We start from the raw sequence: 18082 nt of genomic DNA, 5'->3' as shown, positions 1-18082 counted from the left end.
CAACGGTGCGGGCTGGTGATCCTTTCGCTTTGCGAAAAGACACCCTTGCCCACCGGTCGCGAAAGACGGGGCTTTCGCGACCTAAAATGGCACATCATCTGCGGAACAGATGTAGCGCGACACCACCTTCTTGGTCCCCGCCTTGTCAAAGGCGATCTCCAGTTTGTCGCCCTCGATCCCGACGATCTCGCCATAGCCGAACTTATCGTGGAACACCCGTTCCCCCATGGTATAGGCGCTGACCGCCTGCAGATCGATCACCGTGTTGCGGCTTTCCTTGGGCTGGCTGACCGGCCGGTCCCCCTGCCGCGATTGCAGCCGCTTCCAGCCGGGTGAATTATAGACATTGGCCGAGGCCACACGGCTTTCCATCCCCGGGGTCATTCCCCCGGACATCCCCGCGCTGGCAGCCGCCCCATAGCCGCCGCCATACAGCCCCGGAGGCGTCAGCACCTCCACATGCTCTTCGGGCAGTTCATCGACGAAACGCGACGGCATCTGCGACTGCCATTGCCCGAACACCCGGCGGTTCCCGGCAAAGGAAATGGTACAGACCTCTTCGGCGCGGGTGATCCCGACGTAGGCAAGCCGCCGCTCCTCCTCCAGCCCCTTGACCCCGCTTTCGTCCATCGAGCGTTGCGACGGGAACAACCCGTCCTCCCAGCCCGGCAGGAACACCACGGGAAACTCCAGCCCCTTGGCCGCGTGCAGCGTCATGATCGATACCTTGGCCCCGCCATCGTCGCTGTCGTTGTCCATGACAAGGCTGACGTGCTCCAGAAACCCCTGAATATTCTCAAAGGATTCCAGCGCCTTGACCAGTTCCTTGAGGTTCTCAAGACGGCCCGGCGCCTCGGGCGTCTTGTCGTTCTGCCACATCTCGGTATAGCCGGATTCGTCCAGGATGATCTGCGCCAACTCGATATGGCTGACCTCGGGGGTCGAGGCCATCGGCTGCGCCAGATCGTCCAGAACATCATCGCTGTCCACCGCCACGGTGCCGCGCATCATCCGGCCCCAGCGCGCGATATTCACCACGAATTCGCCCAGCGCCTTGGCGCCCTTGCCCTTGATCGCGCCCTGCTCCACCGCCAGCGCCGCCCCGTCCAGCAAAGGCACGCCATTGGCGCGCGCAATCTGTTGGATGGTCTGCTGCGCCTTGTCGCCCAGCCCGCGCTTGGGCGTGTTCACCACCCGCTCGAACGCCAGATCGTCCGAGGGCGACACCACCAGCCGGAAATAGGCCATGGCATCACGGATCTCCATGCGTTCATAGAACCGCGGCCCGCCAATCACCCGGTAGGGCAATCCGATGGTCAGGAACCGATCCTCAAAGGCCCGCATCTGGTGCGAGGCGCGCACCAAAATCGCCATGTCATCCAGGGAAAAGCCCCGCATCCCGCGCGTGCCCCCCTGCATCGACTCGATCTCTTCGCCGATCCAGCGCGCTTCTTCCTCGCCGTCCCAATGGCCGATCAGACGAAGCTTTTCGCCCTCCTGCGCTTCGGTCCACAGCTCCTTGCCCAACCGATTGGCATTGCCACGAATGACCGAGGACGCCGCCGCCAGAATATGCGGGGTCGAGCGGTAATTCTGCTCCAGCCGCACCACATGCGCGCCGGGAAAATCCTTTTCAAAGCGCAGGATATTGCCCACCTCGGCGCCGCGCCAACCATAGATCGACTGGTCATCGTCGCCCACGCAACAGATGTTGCGATGTCTTTGCGCCAGCAGCCGCAGCCACATGTATTGCGCCACGTTGGTATCCTGGTACTCGTCCACCAGAATATAGCGGAACCAGCGCTGATACTGCTCCAGCACATCCTCGTGGGTCTGGAAAATCACCACCATGTGCAAGAGCAGATCACCAAAATCCACGGCATTGAGTTCACGCAACCGCACCTGGTATTGCGCATAAAGCTCCGCCCCGCGGTGGTTGTAGGCCCCCGCATCCGCCGCCGGGATCTTGTCCGGCGTCAAAGCCCGGTTCTTCCAGTTGTCGATCACCCCCGCCAACTGCCGCGCGGGCCAGCGTTTGTCGTCGATTCCCGCCGCCTGCACCAATTGCTTGAGCAGGCGCAACTGATCGTCCGTATCCAGAATGGTGAAATTCGACTTCAGCCCCACCAATTCCGCATGACGGCGCAGCAATTTCACACAGATCGAATGGAAGGTCCCCAGCCAGGGCATCCCCTCGACCGCCTGCCCTAACAAACCAGAGACGCGATTCTTCATCTCGCGCGCAGCCTTGTTGGTGAAGGTCACCGACAATATCTCATTCGGCCGCGCCCGCCCGGTGTTCAGCAGATGCACGATCCGCGCGGTCAGCGCCTTGGTCTTGCCGGTCCCCGCCCCGGCCAGCATCAAGACAGGCCCATCCAAAGCCTCGACCGCCGCGCGCTGCGCCGGGTTCAGCTCATCCAGATAGGGCATCGGCCGCGCCGCCATGGCCCGGGCCGACAGGGACGCGCCTTCAAAGGCATCAAAGTCATCAAAACTGCTCATGCGCAAAACATAGCGCCCCCGCGCCGCAAACAAAAGTCACGTTCGCATAATGTTCCCACGTTTCTTTGTGCCAAAAATATCCCGGGGAGTCGCGCAAGCGACGGGGCAGAGCCCCTGCCCGCTCCCCCACAGACACGCCCTCTGGACAAACCCACCGATCCCGCCCCAAATGCCACCATGGATCTGGACCTGACCTACCCCGCCGTCTCCGACCTGCGCGCCAAGGCCCGCAGGCGCATCCCGCATTTCGCCTTTGAATACCTCGACAGCAGCACCGGCGCCGAGCTTCAGGCAAAACGCAACCGCGACGCGCTGGATGCCGTGCATTTCATGCCCGACATCCTGCCCGGCAGGGTCGGTCCCGATTTCACCACGACCTTCATGGGAACCGAGTATTCGCGCCCCTTCGGCATTGCGCCCGTGGGCATGTCAGGCCTGATGTGGCCCGGGGCGGAACGGATGCTGGCGACCCATGCCGCCCAGACCCGCATCCCCTTTGGCCTGTCGACCGTTGCCACCCGCCTGCCCGAAGAAATCGGACCGATCGCCGGCGACATGGGCTGGTATCAGCTCTATTGCCCCGCCGACCCCGAGATTCGCCGCGACATGCTGAAACGCGCCCGCGACAGCGGCTTTACCAAGCTGATCTTCACCGTTGACGTGCCGGACGATTCGCGCCGCGAACGCCAGCGCCGGGCCAAGCTGACCCTGCCGCCAAAAATCACCCCGCGCGTGGTCTGGGAGGTGCTCACCCACCCCGAATGGTCGCTGCGCACCCTGAAAATCGGCGCGCCGCGCATCGTGCTGCCCGAAAGCTATGTCGATCAGACCGATCCGCGCTCCAGCCTGCATCACGCCGGGCACATCATTCGCGGCACCCCCGACTGGGACACGCTAAAGGCGCTGCGCGACGAATGGCAGGGCGATCTGCTGGTCAAGGGCGTCATGTGTCCGGTCGCCGCGAAACGGCTGGTCGGCGAAGGCGTCGATGCGATCTGGGTCTCGAACCACTCGGCCCGCCAGTTCGAACCCGGCCCCGCCGCCATCACCCAGCTGCCAAAGGTGCGCCAGGCCGTCGGCCCCGATTTCCCGGTGATCTTCGACAGCGGCGTCGCCGCGGGGATGGATGTGCTGCGGGCCTTGGCGCTGGGGGCGGATTTCGTCATGCTGGGCCGCGCCTGGCACTATGCGGTGGCCGCGCTTGGGGCAAAGGGCCCCGCCCACCTGACCCATATCCTGACCGACGACATGAAGCTGAACATGGCCCAATTGGGCACGCATCACCTTGCCGATCTGTCAAAACGCCTGTTGGCCTGAGGGATTTGCATATTAGCAAAAATACCCCTCTGAATTAACAAATTTGCAAACCCCCTTGCGCTGCATCGCAGCGTGTCGTTCATACTCCCGTCACACTTCGCGACGTCACGCCAAACCACGGTCAGGAACTGCCAGATGCCCGAATTCAAGAAAATTCTCATCGCCAACCGGGGCGAAATTGCCATCCGCATCATGCGTGCGGCCAACGAAATGGGCAAAAAGACCGTGGCGGTCTATGCAGAAGAGGACAAGCTGGGCCTGCACCGCTTCAAGGCGGACGAGGCGTATCGCATCGGCGAAGGGCTGGGCCCGGTTCAGGCCTACCTGTCAATTGATGAAATCATCCGGGTCGCCAAGGAAAGCGGCGCCGACGCGATCCACCCCGGCTATGGCCTCTTGTCGGAAAACCCCGATTTCGTCGACGCCTGCGTGGCGAACGGCATCACCTTTATCGGCCCCAGGGCGGAAACCATGCGCGCCCTTGGCGACAAGGCCAGCGCCCGCCGCGTCGCGATCGAGGCCGGCGTGCCGGTCATCCCCGCGACCGAGGTTCTGGGTGATGATTTCGACGCCATCACCAAAGAGGCCGAGGCTGTCGGCTATCCGCTGATGCTCAAGGCATCCTGGGGCGGCGGCGGTCGCGGCATGCGCCCGGTCAACGGCCCCGACGAGCTGAAGGAAAAGGTGCTGGAAGGCCGCCGCGAGGCCGAGGCCGCCTTTGGCAACGGCGAAGGCTATCTGGAAAAGATGATCATCCGCGCCCGCCACGTCGAGGTGCAGATCCTGGGCGACAGCCATGGCAACATCTATCACCTTTACGAACGCGACTGTTCGGTCCAGCGCCGCAACCAGAAGGTCGTGGAACGCGCCCCCGCGCCCTACCTGTCCGAGGCCCAGCGCGAGGAAATCTGCGAATTGGGCCGCAAGATCTGCGCCCATGTGAACTATGAATGCGCCGGCACCGTCGAATTCCTGATGGATATGGACACCGGCAAATTCTACTTCATCGAGGTCAACCCGCGCGTTCAGGTCGAACACACCGTCACCGAAGAGGTCACGGGCATCGACATCGTGCAGGCGCAGATCCTGATCGCCGAGGGCAAATCGCTGGCCGAGGCCACCGGCAAGGCGTCGCAGTACGACATCCGCCTGAACGGCCATGCCCTGCAGACCCGGATCACGACCGAGGACCCGGCCAACAACTTCATCCCCGACTATGGCCGCATCACGGCGTATCGCAGTGCGACGGGCATGGGCATCCGCCTGGACGGCGGCACCGCCTATGCCGGCGGGGTGATCACCCGCTATTACGACAGCCTGCTGGTCAAGGTGACGGCCAAGGCCCCGACGCCGGAACAGGCGATCCGCCGGATGGACCGCGCCCTGCGCGAATTCCGTATCCGCGGCGTGACCACGAACATCGAATTCGTCATCAACCTGCTGAAACACCCGGTGTTCCTGAACAATCAGTATACCACCAAGTTCATCGACACGACGCCCGAGCTGTTCCAGTTTTCCAAGCGCCGCGACCGCGGCACCAAGGTGCTGACCTATATCGCGGATATCACCGTGAACGGGCACCCGGAAACCGAAGGCCGCGTGCGCCCCGCAGCCGATCTCAAACCGGCCCGCGCGCCGAAACTGCGGGCCGAAGCCCCCGCCCCCGGCACCAAGACCCTGCTGGACGAAAAAGGCCCGCAGGCCGTCGCCGACTGGATGCTGGCGCAAAAGCAGCTGCTGATCACCGACACCACCATGCGCGACGGGCACCAGTCGCTGCTGGCGACGCGGATGCGCTCGGTCGACATGATCGGCGCGGCCCCGGCCTATGCCCACAACCTGCCGCAGCTGTTCTCGGTCGAATGCTGGGGCGGCGCGACCTTTGATGTGGCCTACCGGTTCTTGCAGGAATGCCCCTGGCAGCGCCTGCGCGACCTGCGCGCCCGCATGCCCAACCTGATGACCCAGATGCTGCTGCGCGGCGCCAATGGGGTGGGCTACACCAACTACCCCGACAACGTGGTGCAGTTCTTTGTCAAACAGGCGGCGGAAACCGGCGTCGACGTCTTCCGCGTCTTTGACAGCCTGAACTGGGTCGAAAACATGCGCGTCGCCATGGACGCGGTGCTGGACACCGGCCGCGTGCTGGAAGGGACGATCTGCTATACCGGCGACATCCTTGATCCGGACCGCGCCAAGTATGACCTGAAATACTATGTCGCCATGGGCAAGGAACTGCGCGATGCGGGATCGCATGTCATTGGGCTCAAGGACATGGCCGGTCTGCTCAAGGCGTCGTCCGCCGGGGCGCTGGTCAAGGCGCTGAAGGAGGAGGTCGGACTGCCGATCCACTTCCACACCCATGACACCAGCGGTGCGGCGATTGCCACGATCATCGAAGCCTCCAAGGCGGGCGTGGACGTGGTCGATGCGGCGATGGATTCGTTCTCGGGCAACACCTCGCAGCCGACACTGGGATCGGTGGTCGAGGCGCTGCGCTTTACCGAGCGGGACACCGGGCTGGACATCGGCGCGATTCGCGAGATTTCCAACTATTTCGAGGCGGTGCGCGGCCAGTACGCGGCCTTTGAATCCGGCCTTCAGGCCCCGGCGTCCGAAGTCTATCTGCACGAAATGCCGGGCGGTCAGTTCACCAACCTCAAGGCGCAGGCGCGGTCGCTGGGACTGGAAGAAAAGTGGCACGAGGTCGCCCAGACCTATGCCGACGTGAACCAGATGTTCGGCGATATCGTCAAGGTGACGCCGTCCTCGAAGGTGGTTGGCGACATGGCGCTGATGATGGTGTCGCAGGGCCTGACGCGGGCGCAGGTCGAGGACCCCTCGGTCGAGTTGTCCTTCCCCGATTCGGTGATCGACATGATGAAGGGCAACCTGGGCCAACCCCCGGGCGGCTGGCCGAAGGCAATCCAGAAGAAGATCCTGAAGGACGAAAAGCCGTTCTCTGACCGCCCCGGCCTGCACGCCGCACCGGTCGATATCGAGGAAACCCGCGCCCGGCTGTCCAAGGAGCTGGAGGGCAAACCCGTCGATGACGAGGATCTGAACGGCTATTTGATGTATCCCAAGGTTTTCCTGGACTACATGGGCCGTCACCGCACCTATGGTCCGGTTCGGTCGCTGCCGACCAAGACCTTTTTCTACGGCATGCAGCCGGGCGAGGAGATCACCGCCGAGATCGACCCGGGCAAGACGCTGGAGATCCTGCTGCAAGCCGTGGGCGAGACGCAGGAAGACGGCAACGTGAAGGTCTTTTTCGAGTTGAACGGCCAGCCGCGGACCATTCGCGTGCCCGACCGCAAGGCGGCGGCCACCACGGCGGCGCGGCCCAAGGCGGAACTGGGCAACCCCAACCACGTCGGTGCGCCGATGCCGGGTGTTGTGGCCTCGGTCGCGGTGCAGGCTGGCGCCAAGGTCAAGACCGGCGATCTGCTGCTGACCATCGAAGCGATGAAGATGGAAACCGGGATGCACGCCGAGCGCGATGCGGTCGTGAAGGCCGTACATGTGCAGCCCGGCGGCCAGATCGATGCCAAGGACCTTTTGGTCGAATTCGAGTGATCCGGCTTGAGCCCGAGCAGATTTTTCGGTGAAAAATCTGCTCGGGCTTTTGGGGGCGCTGCCCCCGCCTCTTTGGGGCTCCCCCGGGATATTTTTGGCAATTGGAAGCAGGGGGCGTCTGTCTCTGTCTTGCGCTGTTGTCCTGCGCGATTGCTGTCGCTAGGCTTGGCTTTGTGCCGATCGATCAATCCTTTGGGGGAAGGACCAACCATGCGTCAGGCTTCGAGGGCGGTTTGCCTGGGAGTTGCGTTCTGCGCCGCTGTGCCGGTGCAGGCGGAGGTTCGGGTGATCAAGGTGGTGACCACCGATTACCAGATGGCGGAAGCCTTTCGGCAGGCGCGGCACAGTTTGCCTTCGGCGCTGGGGGGCACGCAGAAAAAGCACGGCTATTTCAGCCCTTCGCTTGCGCTGTGGGTCGCGGTGCCGGTGCCGGATCAGACCGTCAAGGTCGAGATGATCTGGGTCGACAATATCCGCCGCAAGGGCAAGGGGTTCCAGGGCACCCTGGCCGGGCATCCGCGTCACATGCCTGGCAAGGCGCTGCGCAGCCCGATCACTTTCAACTATTCGCAGATTGCCGATTGGGCCGTTCAGGCGGTCGACGGGCGGTATTACGGGTATTTCAGCACCCGCGTCGTTCTGGACATCAGCGAGCCGGCGATTGCCGCGCAGATTCGCGCCACGCTGGTCGAGCGGCCGGTGCCGAGGCTTTGGGCGGATATTGCCGATGAAGGCCCGCGCCCCGAGGATGTTTGCGACGATCCGGACATCTGTTTCTGACCACATCGGGCGCTGTGAAAGAAAAGCCGTGAGAGGGGCAAATTTCCTCTTGCGCCCTGTCCCGGGCGGCGTTAAATCCCCCCTCACCATTTGGCACGCGGGCGTAGCTCAGGGGTAGAGCATAACCTTGCCAAGGTTAGGGTCGGGCGTTCGAATCGCCTCGCCCGCTCCAAATGGGAGGCCTTTTCAAGGCGTTGATCACAGGTCCGCAGGACTGACGATCACGCGGGAGAGGCCAGATGAAAATGGCGCGCGGGCGTAGCTCAGGGGTAGAGCATAACCTTGCCAAGGTTAGGGTCGGGCGTTCGAATCGCCTCGCCCGCTCCATTTTCTTCCTTCTTCTTCGATCTTGGCCAGTATCGACACGAAGCGCTGCGATGCAGCGCGCGTGCTATTGGCGCGCCGGGGACTTGGGCCTATAACGCCCATGGAGCAAGGAGAGCAGCAGATGCGCAAGGCCAAGATCAGCCGCAAGACCGCCGAAACCCTTATCGAGGTCGAGATCGATCTGGATGGGTCGGGACGTTATGACAACCAGACCGGCGTCGGCTTTTTCGACCACATGCTGGACCAGTTGTCGCGACACGCCTTGATTGACATGACGGTGCGCGCCGAGGGCGATCTGCATATCGACGATCACCACACGGTCGAGGACACCGGGATTGCCCTGGGCCAGGCGCTGGCGCAGGCGCTGGGGGACAAGCGCGGGATCCGGCGCTATGGGTCGTGCCTTTTGCCGATGGATGATGCCCTGGTGCGGGCTGCGCTGGACCTGTCGGGGCGGCCTTTCCTGGTTTGGTCGCTGGACCTGCCGAGCCAGAAGATCGGCAGTTTCGACACCGAGTTGGTGCGCGAGTTCTTTCAGGCGCTGAGCACCCATGGCGGGATCACCTTGCACGTGGATGCGCTGCACGGGTTCAATTCGCACCATATCGTCGAGGCGGCCTTCAAGGCGGTGGCCCGGGCGCTGCGCGAGGCGGTCGAGCAGGATCTGCGCAAGAGCGACGAGATCCCGTCGACAAAGGGCGCGCTTTAGGCGCTGGCGGGGGAAACGAGGGGCGCTGCCCCTCGCGCTCCCCGGGATATTTTGGGCACAAAGAAGCATGGGCGAGCGATGCTGACGGCAATTATCGACTACGAAAGCGGCAACCTGCATTCGGCCGAGAAGGCGTTTCAGAAGATGGCGGCCGAGACCGGCGGCGCCAAGGTTGTGATCACCGATGATCCGGATGTCGTGGCGCGGGCCGATCATATCGTGCTGCCGGGCGATGGGGCCTTTCCGTCCTGCGCCAAGGCCTTGCGCGCCTCGGGGTGTTTCGAGGCCATGATCGAGGCCGTCGAGCAGCGTGGCCGGCCCTTTTTGGGGATCTGCGTCGGGATGCAGTTGATGGCCCGCATGGGGCATGAATACGAGGAATGCGAAGGGCTGGGCTGGATCGACGGCGAAGTGATGCGCATCACGCCCGGCGATACAGCGCTGAAAGTGCCGCACATGGGGTGGAACGATTTGGTGATCGAGCGCCCGCATCCGGTTCTTGAGGGCATCGAGACGGGCGATCATGCCTATTTCGTCCATTCCTACCAGATGCGGCTGGCCAGCCCCGAACAGCGGATCGCGCATGTGGATTATGGCGGCGACGTCACGGCGATCGTCGGGCAAGGCAACCGTATCGGGCTGCAATTCCACCCCGAGAAAAGCGCCGGCACCGGACTGCGGATGATAGCCAACTTTCTGTCCTGGCGGCCGTGACGGGCGCGCCGCGCGCCGTGCTCAGCTGGTCGTCGGGCAAGGACTGCGCCTATGCCTTGCATGTCTGCCGCCAGGGCGGATTGGCGCAGATCGAGGCGCTTTTGACCACGGTGAACGAGACCCATGACCGGGTGGCGATGCATGGAACGCGCGGCGCCCTGCTGCGGGCGCAGGCCGCGGCCCTGGGTCTGCCGCTGATCGAGGTTGCCCTGCCCTGGCCATGCCCGAACAAGGAGTACGAGGCGCGCATGGCGCAGGCCACGGCGCGCGGGATCACCCACATCGTCTTTGGCGATCTGTTCCTTGAGGACATTCGCCGTTATCGCGAGGACAGGCTGGCAGGCAGCGGGCTGACGCCGCTTTTCCCGCTTTGGGGGCGCCCCACCACCCCCCTTGCCAAGGCCATGCTGAGCGACGGGATCGAGGCGCGAATCGTCACCTGCGATCCGGCGCGGGTGCCGCAGGCGCTGGCCGGTCAGGTCTGGGACAAGGATTTGATCGAGGCCCTGCCTGCAGGGGTCGACCCCTGCGGCGAGAATGGCGAATTCCACACCGTTGTCACGATGGCCCCCGGCTTTTGCGGCCCCATTGCGCACGAGGTTGGCGAAACCGTGGTGTGCGACGGTTATGTCTATGCGGATGTGATCCCGCTTAGTTGATGCGCGTCCAGGTTTGCCCGTCGCAGACCAGCCCCTTGCAGCCGGTCACACGCAGGGTGCTGCCCGAAAGCTCGGCCTTGGCCTTGGCGGTCACGTTGAGCAGCGGCACATAGACCGTGCCCCCGTCATAGCGCCCTGCCCCTGCGGGCTTGAGATCCCAGAACAGCGGCTTGCCGACATTCGGCGTCGACACTTCCTGGCCCTTGGAGTCAAAGGCCTTGATCACCTTGCCGCACAGCGCCGGGCCGCAGGCGGTGATCTGGATATGGCTGGTCAGGTTCTTGCGATCGGGCTGGGTTTTCCAAAGGCCGACAGCGGGATCAGCGGCGAAGGCCGGCGCAGCCAGCAACGCCAGAGCAGCAGCAAAGGCAAAGGGTTTCATGTCGGGGTGCCCATCGTGCAAAAGGCAGGCCATGCTTGGCCTGCCTCTCTTAGATAAGGAGCCACCCGGCCCCTTTCCAGTGGCCTGCGTGCAGTGGCCCGGCGATCAGGCGCCGTTCCGCCGATGTCAGTTCACGCGGCTCCAGGTTTGTTTCTTGCAGATCGGCCCGACGCAGCCCGACACCTTGAGCGTATTGCCCGACAGCGCCATCTTGGAGCTGAAGACCTTGCCGGTCGAGGGCTGCCAGATCTTGCCGCCCTTGTAATTCCCCGACCCTGCGGCCTGCATGTCCCAGACCAGCTTTTTGCCGATGTTCTCGGACTTGTATTCGCCGCTGGAATTGAAGGTGCGCGCGATCACGCCGCAGATGGCCGCGCCGCAGGGCGCGATGGTCACATGCGCATAGGCGCCATCATCGACCTGGGTTTTCCAGATGCCTTCGACCGGGTCCGCGTGGGCCATCCCGGCAAGGGCCACCAGCGCCGCTGCAAGCAGACGAGTTTTCATTGTGTCTCTCCTCCCTAGAGTGATGGTGGCAGCTTGGCGCAGAAATTTCGCGCGGATCAAGGTTGACGTAGGGACGGGTCACGTCATGACGTGACGACGCGCGGCCAAGCGACGGGTTGCACTTGCCCTTGCGTCAGACTAAGGGGCTGGCAACCAATTGGAAGGGCAGTCCAAAATGATCCTTTATCCCGCCATCGACCTGAAAGACGGCAAGGCCGTGCGCCTTTTGCGCGGTGACATGGACAAGGCCACCGTGTTCAACGACGACCCCGCCGCGCAGGCGCTGGAATTCGTCGCGGCGGGCTGCGAATGGCTGCACCTGGTTGACCTGAATGGTGCCTTTGCAGGCGAGCCGGTGAACGGCGCCGCGGTCGAGGCGATCCTGAAGCAGACCAACACCCCCGCGCAGCTGGGCGGCGGCATCCGCGACATGGCCACGATCGAAACATGGCTGTCCAAAGGGCTGGCCCGCGTGATTCTGGGCACCGTCGCCGTGGAAAACCCGGCGCTGGTACGCGAGGCGGCCCGCGCCTTTCCCGGCAAGATCGCCGTGGGGATCGACGCCAAGGATGGCAAGGTTGCCACCAAGGGCTGGGCCGAGGTGACGGATGTGGACGCGGTCGAACTGGCCAAATCCTTTGAAAACGACGGTGTCGCCGCGATCATCTATACCGACATCAACCGCGATGGCGCCATGCAGGGGCCGAACGTCGAATACACCGCCGCCATGGCCAATGCCGTGACGATCCCGGTGATCGCCTCGGGCGGGGTGTCGTCGCTGAAGGACATCAAGGCGCTACGCAACTGCGGTGCGCCCTTGAACGGCGCCATTTCGGGCCGTGCGCTGTATGACGGCGCGCTGGACCTCAAAGAGGCGATCAAGGCGCTGAAATAACGCGCCCTGCCTTGCACCGGACGGGCGATGCGCGCCCCGCGCCCCCTTGGCGTGAACAAAGGCCCGTGCACCGCATTGCGCGGGTCTTTGTGTTTCAAAAACCGGCCATCGCGTCGCAACAGGCTTCACAAGCCCCTGCATTTCGCGCTACCTCACAGCCATGTTGAAAACCCGCATCATTCCCTGCCTTGATGTCGCCGATGGCCGCGTCGTCAAAGGTGTGAACTTTGTCGATCTGGTCGACGCAGGCGACCCGGTGGACGCCGCCCGCGCCTATGACGCCGCCGGCGCGGACGAGATCTGTTTCCTCGACATCCACGCGACCCATGAAAACCGTGGCACCATGTTCGACGTGGTAACCCGGACCGCCGAACAATGCTTTATACCGCTGACCGTGGGCGGCGGGGTGCGTACCACCGCCGATGTGCGGGCGCTGCTGCTGGCCGGGGCTGACAAGGTCAGCTTCAACTCGGCCGCCGTTGCCAACCCGGACGTTGTCGCTGATGCCGCCGATCATTTCGGCAGCCAGTGCATCGTCTGCGCCATCGACGCCAAGACCGTGGAACCCGGCCGATGGGAAATCTTTACCCATGGCGGGCGCAAATCCACCGGCATCGACGCGGTGGACTTTGCCGTGATGATCGCGGCCAAGGGCGCCGGGGAAATCCTGCTGACCTCGATGGACCGCGACGGCACCAAGGCGGGCTTCAACCTGCCCTTGACCCGCGCCATCGCCGACGCCGTCAACATCCCCGTGATCGCAAGCGGCGGGGTCGGCACGCTGGATCACCTGGTCGAGGGCGTCACGGAAGGCCATGCCAGCGCCGTTCTGGCGGCCTCGATCTTTCACTTTGGCACCTTCACCATCGCGCAGGCCAAGGCGCATATGGCCGCCGCCGGTGTGCCGGTCCGGCTTTGAACAGCGACGGCCAGAACGTCACCGTCCGCGAGGGCGAGGTGGAGCACACCGCCTGCAACTGCTGCGGCGCGCCCACGACCGTGGTGACCGGCTATCTCGAGGTGGGCGATCTGTCCGCCGGCTGGTACACCGTGGGCGTCACCCATGACGCCCCCAGCCACCTGCCGCTGGTCAATCTTTACATCGGGGACTGGACAGAAGGCGCAGGCCCCGACGAACGCTGGGGCCTGCGCATCGGCATCGGCGCCGACGGCCCCGCCCTTCTGGACTGGGACGACGAGGCCGCGACCAAGGCCCGCCCGGTCTTTACCCCGCTTGCCCGCGCCCAGGTTCTGGGCACCCCAATGGAGCCGCAAATCTGGACCCTGATCGACCGCATCCAGACCCAGGACAGCCGCCTGTAAAGGACCCACCATGACCCTAGAAGAGCTTGAACAGATCGTAAGCGCGCGCGCCAAAGCCTCGCCCGAGGACAGCTGGACCGCCAAGCTGCTGGCCAAGGGCCCGGAAAAATGCGCCGAAAAGTTCGGCGAAGAGGCGATCGAGGCGGTGATCGAAGCGGTCAGGAACGACCCTGAAAAACTCGCCTCCGAGGCGGCGGATGTGCTGTTTCACCTGCTGGTGATGCTGCACGCCCGCGGCGTGAGCCTGGCGCAGGTCATGGCGGTGCTGGACGCCCGGCAAAGCCAGTCCGGCCTTGCTGAAAAGGCATCGCGCCAGGGCTAGGCGGATCCGGGACGGTGGGCGGGGCGCCTTTGCCGCAGGCAAACAGCGCCGCACCCCGTCACAGTTTCGAGGAAATCACCCCGGTCGCAAAGCCGCCCATGCGCAATTCGCCAAACAGGCGCTGGTATTCGATCTTGGGGCAGCGATCTTGGATCACATCCACCCCGCGCGCTTGCGCCATCGCCGCGGCTTCGGCGTTTTCGACCCCGATCTGCATCCAGACCGTGCGCAGGCTTGGCAGCGCCTCCAATGCCTCTTGCACCACCTCTGGCACATGCTCGGACCGGCGAAAGATATCGACCATGTCCACATCCTCGGGGCAGTCGGCCAGGCTCGCCCGCACCTGCTGACCAAACAGCATCTTGCCCGCGTGCCCAGGGTTCACCGGAATGACCCGATACCCCTTGAGCGACAGATAGCGCGCCACATAATAGCTGGGCCGCACCGGGTTCATCGACACGCCGACCACGGCCACCACCTTGGTGCGTGTCAGGATGTCTTTCAAAAAGGCGTCTGAATAGGTCATGGGCTGCAGCCTATCCCCCTTTGCGAAAAAGAAAAAGCGCCCGGGGCATAGCCCGGGCGCCAGTCACGGAACGAGGGACAGTGAAGGTTTCGCGGGGGTTCCGGCCCCGCGACCTGAAGGTGATATAGGCACGAATGCCACAGTTGAAAGGGCTGTAAAGAATTCGTGAACATTTTTCTTGACGGCAGCGAAAATCAGCCAAGACGCAGCCTCGTCCACCCGGTTTTGCGGGCAATCCGCTGCAAGGAGGCATGCACCTTTTCCGACGGATCGCGCCCGACACGCCGCGCGTGGCGCAACACGAACAGCTTGGCGATCCCCGACCAAGTGCCCACCGACGGCGCAGCCGGATCGCAAGGGAACCGGTCGCGCCACCCTTCGGGCAGATCGACACCGCAACGCTCCAGCCGCTCCAGCATCCAGACCAGCGGGATGTTCGACAGGCCGCGCGCTTCCTGGAATTCGCCCAGCTGGCCGCCGATGTCGCCATGGGTGCCGCGGAACCAGACCTGCTCGATCCGCCCTTCCCAGCCGGGCGGGCAGGACCACAGCACCGGGGCATAGGCCAGCCGCGTTTCGTCATGGGCCAGCGCGTGATAGCCGTGCTTGATCGACGCGCCCAAATCGTCGTTATGAAAGGCGTGTTCATCCCGGTAGAACCGCCAGATCAGCGGCAAGCGCAGGCCCAGCGCCTTGACCGTATCCCAGACCCCGACCATTTCGATCGGCGCCTCGGCATGGCAGCACAGCTTGCGAAAGGCGCCTGCCGCCTCGCCATCTGGGTTGTATTGATACAGCCGATAGGCCTGATGCACGTTGCGTTCGGTTGCATGTTCCGCCCGGACCAACCCGACCCGGTCGATGATCCCCGCCAGCGAGCGCGCCGCATAGGCCCCGCGCGAATAGCCCATCAGGATGATCCGGTCGCCGGCGCGATAGCGCGAGGCAAGATAGCCATAGGCGCGGCGGATCTGGCGATTGATGCCCTTGCCGATGATCACATCCGCCGTTGACCACCAGTCAGACCACTGCACCCCCGCCTCGTAATACAGCGAGGCATGGCCGGCCTCACTCAAAAGGCGATAGGTCAGGCCCGCGTTGGTTTCCTCGCCCGGGCGCAGCGACGACATGGTGCCGTCCAGGATGATGACGTGATCGATCGGGCCCCGTCGGGGCGCATAGGCCGAATGGCCGGTGGCAAAACGCCGCCGGACCCATCCAAGAAGTGTATCACTCAGCCGCGATCCGTTCATTCCTCAACATCTCCCACACCCTGTGCGGTGTGAATGGCATATCAACCTGTTTGATCCCACGCGCCCAAAGCGCATCCTGCACTGCATTGCCCAACGCCGCCATGGCCCCGACGGTTCCCGCCTCGCCGCAACCTTTCATGCCCATGGGGTTGGCCGTCGATGGCACCGGCTCGGTTTCGAAGTGAACCATGGGCATACTGTCGGCCCTTGGCATCGCGTAGTCCATGAACGTTGCGGTGAGCAGCTGCCCCGTCTCGTCATAGACCACATGTTCGCTCAGCGCCTGACCCAGCCCCTGGGCGACACCGCCATGCACCTGGCCTTCGGCCAGCATGGGGTTGATCAGGTTCCCGAAGTCGTCGACCACGTGATAGCGGTCACAGACCACCTGCCCGGTCTCGACGTCGATCTCGACCTCGGCGAAATGGGCGCCGTTGGGAAAGCTGCGGGCGGGCAGCTGTTCGCGCGCCTGCCAGACCAGCAGGTCCTCGCGCCCGGCCTCGCGGGCCATCTGCGCCGCCTCCAGCATGGTGGGGTGCAGGTTCGACCCCTCGGCGCGGAACTGTTCGTCGTCAAAGGTGACGTCTTCGGGGGAAACGCCCATTTCACCGGCCAGGAACTGCGTGAATCCCTCGACCATGGCGCGCACGGCGGTCAGCGTGACATTGGCCTGCACGGTGACGGACCGTGACCCGCCGGTGCCGCCACCCTTGGCGATCAGGTCGGAATCGCCCTGAACCACCTGGATCTTGTCGGCGGGAATGCCCGTCTGATCGGACAGGAACTGTGCAAAGACGGTTTCATGTCCTTGCCCGTTCGACTGTGTGCCCACGTAGATCAGCGCGCCGCCCTCCTGAGTAAAGTCAACCTGAACGCTTTCGCTAGGATCGCCCAGAATGCTTTCGATATAGTAACAAAGCCCAAGCCCGCGCAGTTTGCCCTGCGCCTCGGACGCCGCCCTGCGCGCTGCAAAGCCCGCAAGATCGGCGGATTTTACCGCATGATCCAGAACGCGGGGGAAATCGCCCACGTCGTAGGTTTCTCCGGTCACTGTCTTGTACGGGAATTCCTTGACGAAATTGAGGCGACGCAATTCCAGCGGATCGACCCCCAAGTCGCGCGCCGCGCGGTCCATGATCCGTTCCAGCACATAGATCGCCTCGGGGCGGCCGGCGCCGCGATAGGCATCGACCTGCGTGGTATTGGTCAGGATGCCTTCGCAGCGCATGTAAGCCGTCTGGATGTCGTAGGTGCCAGTCAGCACCCGGGCGAACAGGTTCGACTGGATCGCCTGCGCAAAGTTGGAACAATAGGCCCCAAGGTTGCTGATGTTGTGCACGCGGTAGGCGGTGATCTTGTTGTTTTCGTCAAAGCCCAGTTCGGCCATGGTCACCAGGTCGCGGCCGGCGTTGTCGGACAGCATCGCCTCGGTCCGGTCCGACATCCAGCGCACCGGGCGCCCCAGGATGCGGGCCGCCAGCGGCACCGCGAAATATTCGGGATAGGGCATCCCCTTCATGCCGAAACCGCCGCCCACGTCGGGGTTGGTGACGCGGACCTTGTCCTCGGTCAGGCCAAGAACCCGGACCAGTTCGCCCTTCATGCCCCAGACGCCCTGCCCGTTGAAGGACAGGTGCACCTTGCCGTCGTGCCATTCGGCGAAACAGCCGCGCGGCTCCATCGAATTGACGATGACCCGGTTGTCGCCCACTTCCAGCCGCACGACGCGGTGCGATGCCTCCAGCGCGCGGGCGGTGGCCGCTTCGTCGCCGATGCCGAAATCGAACACCCTGTTGTCGGGGATATCGTCGTGCAGAGGCTGCCCTGCGGCGACCAGGTCCATGTGGACCGGCAGGTCGTCATAATCCAGTTCGATCAGCTCGGCCGCGTCCTTTGCCTGTTCAAGCGTTTCGGCGACGATCAGGGCGATCGGCTCTCCGACAAAGCGCAGGCGCTCTTCGGCCAGGATCGGACGGCGCGGGGCGGCGCCTTCGGTGCCGTCGCGGTTCTTCATGCGGACAAAGTGCATGCCCTCGGTGATGCCCTGCGCCTGCAGGTCCTGCGCCGACAGGACCAGGTGTACCCCGTCAGCCGCCCGCGCCTGCTCCAGATCCAGCGTGGTGATCACCGCATGCGCCACGGGCGAGCGGAAGACATAGGCCCGCAGCGCGCCATCGGGGGTGATGTCGTCGACATAGCGCCCCTGCCCCGTCAAAAAGCGGCTGTCTTCGACCCGAGCGACCGATTGACTTTTTCCGAATTTGTCCATGGCCGTTTCCCTTCC

The 18082-nt window shown here is 63.9% G+C and carries 16 protein-coding genes and 2 tRNA genes; 12 read left to right on the top strand and 6 right to left on the bottom strand.

Annotation, left to right across the window (positions count from 1 at the left end):
- Positions 1–81: 81 nt before the first annotated feature.
- Positions 82–2505, bottom strand: coding sequence for an ATP-dependent helicase (locus QF118_RS09665; RefSeq protein WP_282298860.1), 2424 nt, complete (start codon positions 2503–2505; stop codon positions 82–84).
- A gap of 177 nt (positions 2506–2682) precedes the next feature.
- On the opposite strand from QF118_RS09665, the gene QF118_RS09660 reads away from it, so the two are divergent.
- The 8 genes from QF118_RS09660 to QF118_RS09625 all read left to right on the top strand — a co-directional run bounded on the left by QF118_RS09660 (position 2683) and on the right by QF118_RS09625 (position 10590).
- Positions 2683–3822, top strand: a complete 1140-nt coding sequence (locus QF118_RS09660) for an alpha-hydroxy acid oxidase (protein ID WP_282298859.1) — start codon at positions 2683–2685, stop codon at positions 3820–3822.
- A gap of 135 nt (positions 3823–3957) precedes the next feature.
- On the top strand, positions 3958–7401 hold the full coding sequence (locus QF118_RS09655; protein WP_282298858.1) for a pyruvate carboxylase: 3444 nt from the start codon (positions 3958–3960) through the stop codon (positions 7399–7401).
- Between the two features lie 267 nt (positions 7402–7668).
- Complete coding sequence (locus tag QF118_RS09650; RefSeq protein ID WP_282298857.1) at positions 7669–8181, top strand: DUF2314 domain-containing protein; 513 nt, start codon at positions 7669–7671, stop codon at positions 8179–8181.
- Between the two features lie 97 nt (positions 8182–8278).
- Positions 8279–8353 (top strand) — tRNA-Gly (locus QF118_RS09645).
- Between the two features lie 80 nt (positions 8354–8433).
- Positions 8434–8508: transfer RNA gene (locus tag QF118_RS09640), tRNA-Gly, on the top strand.
- A gap of 121 nt (positions 8509–8629) precedes the next feature.
- Positions 8630–9217, top strand: coding sequence for an imidazoleglycerol-phosphate dehydratase HisB (gene hisB, locus QF118_RS09635; protein ID WP_282298856.1), 588 nt, complete (start codon positions 8630–8632; stop codon positions 9215–9217).
- A gap of 78 nt (positions 9218–9295) precedes the next feature.
- A complete protein-coding gene (gene hisH, locus QF118_RS09630; RefSeq protein WP_282298855.1) occupies positions 9296–9931 on the top strand; it encodes an imidazole glycerol phosphate synthase subunit HisH in 636 nt (211 codons plus the stop codon).
- Positions 9928–10590 (top strand): Dph6-related ATP pyrophosphatase, encoded by a 663-nt coding sequence (locus QF118_RS09625; RefSeq protein WP_282298854.1) that lies wholly within the window; start codon positions 9928–9930, stop codon positions 10588–10590. Before hisH ends, QF118_RS09625 begins: the two co-directional genes overlap by 4 nt.
- On the opposite strand, the gene QF118_RS09620 is transcribed toward QF118_RS09625, so the two are convergent.
- Complete coding sequence (locus QF118_RS09620) at positions 10583–10972, bottom strand: DUF2147 domain-containing protein (protein WP_282298853.1); 390 nt, start codon at positions 10970–10972, stop codon at positions 10583–10585. The two genes, QF118_RS09625 and QF118_RS09620, sit on opposite strands and share 8 nt — an antisense overlap.
- Before the next feature lie 126 nt (positions 10973–11098).
- The gene (locus QF118_RS09615) at positions 11099–11479 is read right to left on the bottom strand and encodes a DUF2147 domain-containing protein (RefSeq protein ID WP_282298852.1); all 381 of its coding nucleotides are present in this window, start codon (positions 11477–11479) and stop codon (positions 11099–11101) included.
- A gap of 175 nt (positions 11480–11654) precedes the next feature.
- On the opposite strand from QF118_RS09615, the gene hisA reads away from it, so the two are divergent.
- The 4 genes from hisA (at position 11655) to QF118_RS09595 (ending at position 14019) form a co-directional block, all read left to right on the top strand.
- Positions 11655–12374: a 1-(5-phosphoribosyl)-5-[(5-phosphoribosylamino)methylideneamino]imidazole-4-carboxamide isomerase gene (gene hisA / locus QF118_RS09610; protein WP_282298851.1), complete on the top strand. Its 720-nt coding sequence runs from the start codon at positions 11655–11657 to the stop codon at positions 12372–12374.
- Positions 12375–12534: 160 nt separating this feature from the next.
- A complete protein-coding gene (hisF, locus tag QF118_RS09605; protein WP_282298850.1) occupies positions 12535–13293 on the top strand; it encodes an imidazole glycerol phosphate synthase subunit HisF in 759 nt (252 codons plus the stop codon).
- Positions 13290–13697, top strand: a complete 408-nt coding sequence (locus QF118_RS09600; RefSeq protein ID WP_282298849.1) for a hypothetical protein — start codon at positions 13290–13292, stop codon at positions 13695–13697. Before hisF ends, QF118_RS09600 begins: the two co-directional genes overlap by 4 nt.
- Before the next feature lie 10 nt (positions 13698–13707).
- Complete coding sequence (locus QF118_RS09595) at positions 13708–14019, top strand: phosphoribosyl-ATP diphosphatase (protein ID WP_282298848.1); 312 nt, start codon at positions 13708–13710, stop codon at positions 14017–14019.
- Positions 14020–14077: 58 nt separating this feature from the next.
- Here the strand turns inward: QF118_RS09595 and QF118_RS09590 are convergent, their stop codons facing one another.
- The 3 genes from QF118_RS09590 to QF118_RS09580 all read right to left on the bottom strand — a co-directional run bounded on the left by QF118_RS09590 (position 14078) and on the right by QF118_RS09580 (position 18067).
- Positions 14078–14545, bottom strand: a complete 468-nt coding sequence (locus QF118_RS09590) for a CoA-binding protein (RefSeq protein WP_282298847.1) — start codon at positions 14543–14545, stop codon at positions 14078–14080.
- 194 nt (positions 14546–14739) lie between these two features.
- Positions 14740–15798, bottom strand: a complete 1059-nt coding sequence (locus QF118_RS09585) for a T6SS phospholipase effector Tle1-like catalytic domain-containing protein (protein ID WP_282298846.1) — start codon at positions 15796–15798, stop codon at positions 14740–14742.
- Positions 15776–18067, bottom strand: coding sequence for a xanthine dehydrogenase family protein molybdopterin-binding subunit (locus tag QF118_RS09580; RefSeq protein ID WP_282298845.1), 2292 nt, complete (start codon positions 18065–18067; stop codon positions 15776–15778). Before QF118_RS09580 ends, QF118_RS09585 begins: the two co-directional genes overlap by 23 nt.
- Positions 18068–18082: the final 15 nt, after the last annotated feature.

Origin of the sequence: Tropicibacter oceani, assembly GCF_029958925.1 — a bacterium.
Classification (GTDB): domain Bacteria; phylum Pseudomonadota; class Alphaproteobacteria; order Rhodobacterales; family Rhodobacteraceae; genus Pacificoceanicola; species Pacificoceanicola oceani.
Note: the sequence above shows the minus strand (reverse complement) of the source record. Positions and strands in the feature narration are given on the sequence as shown.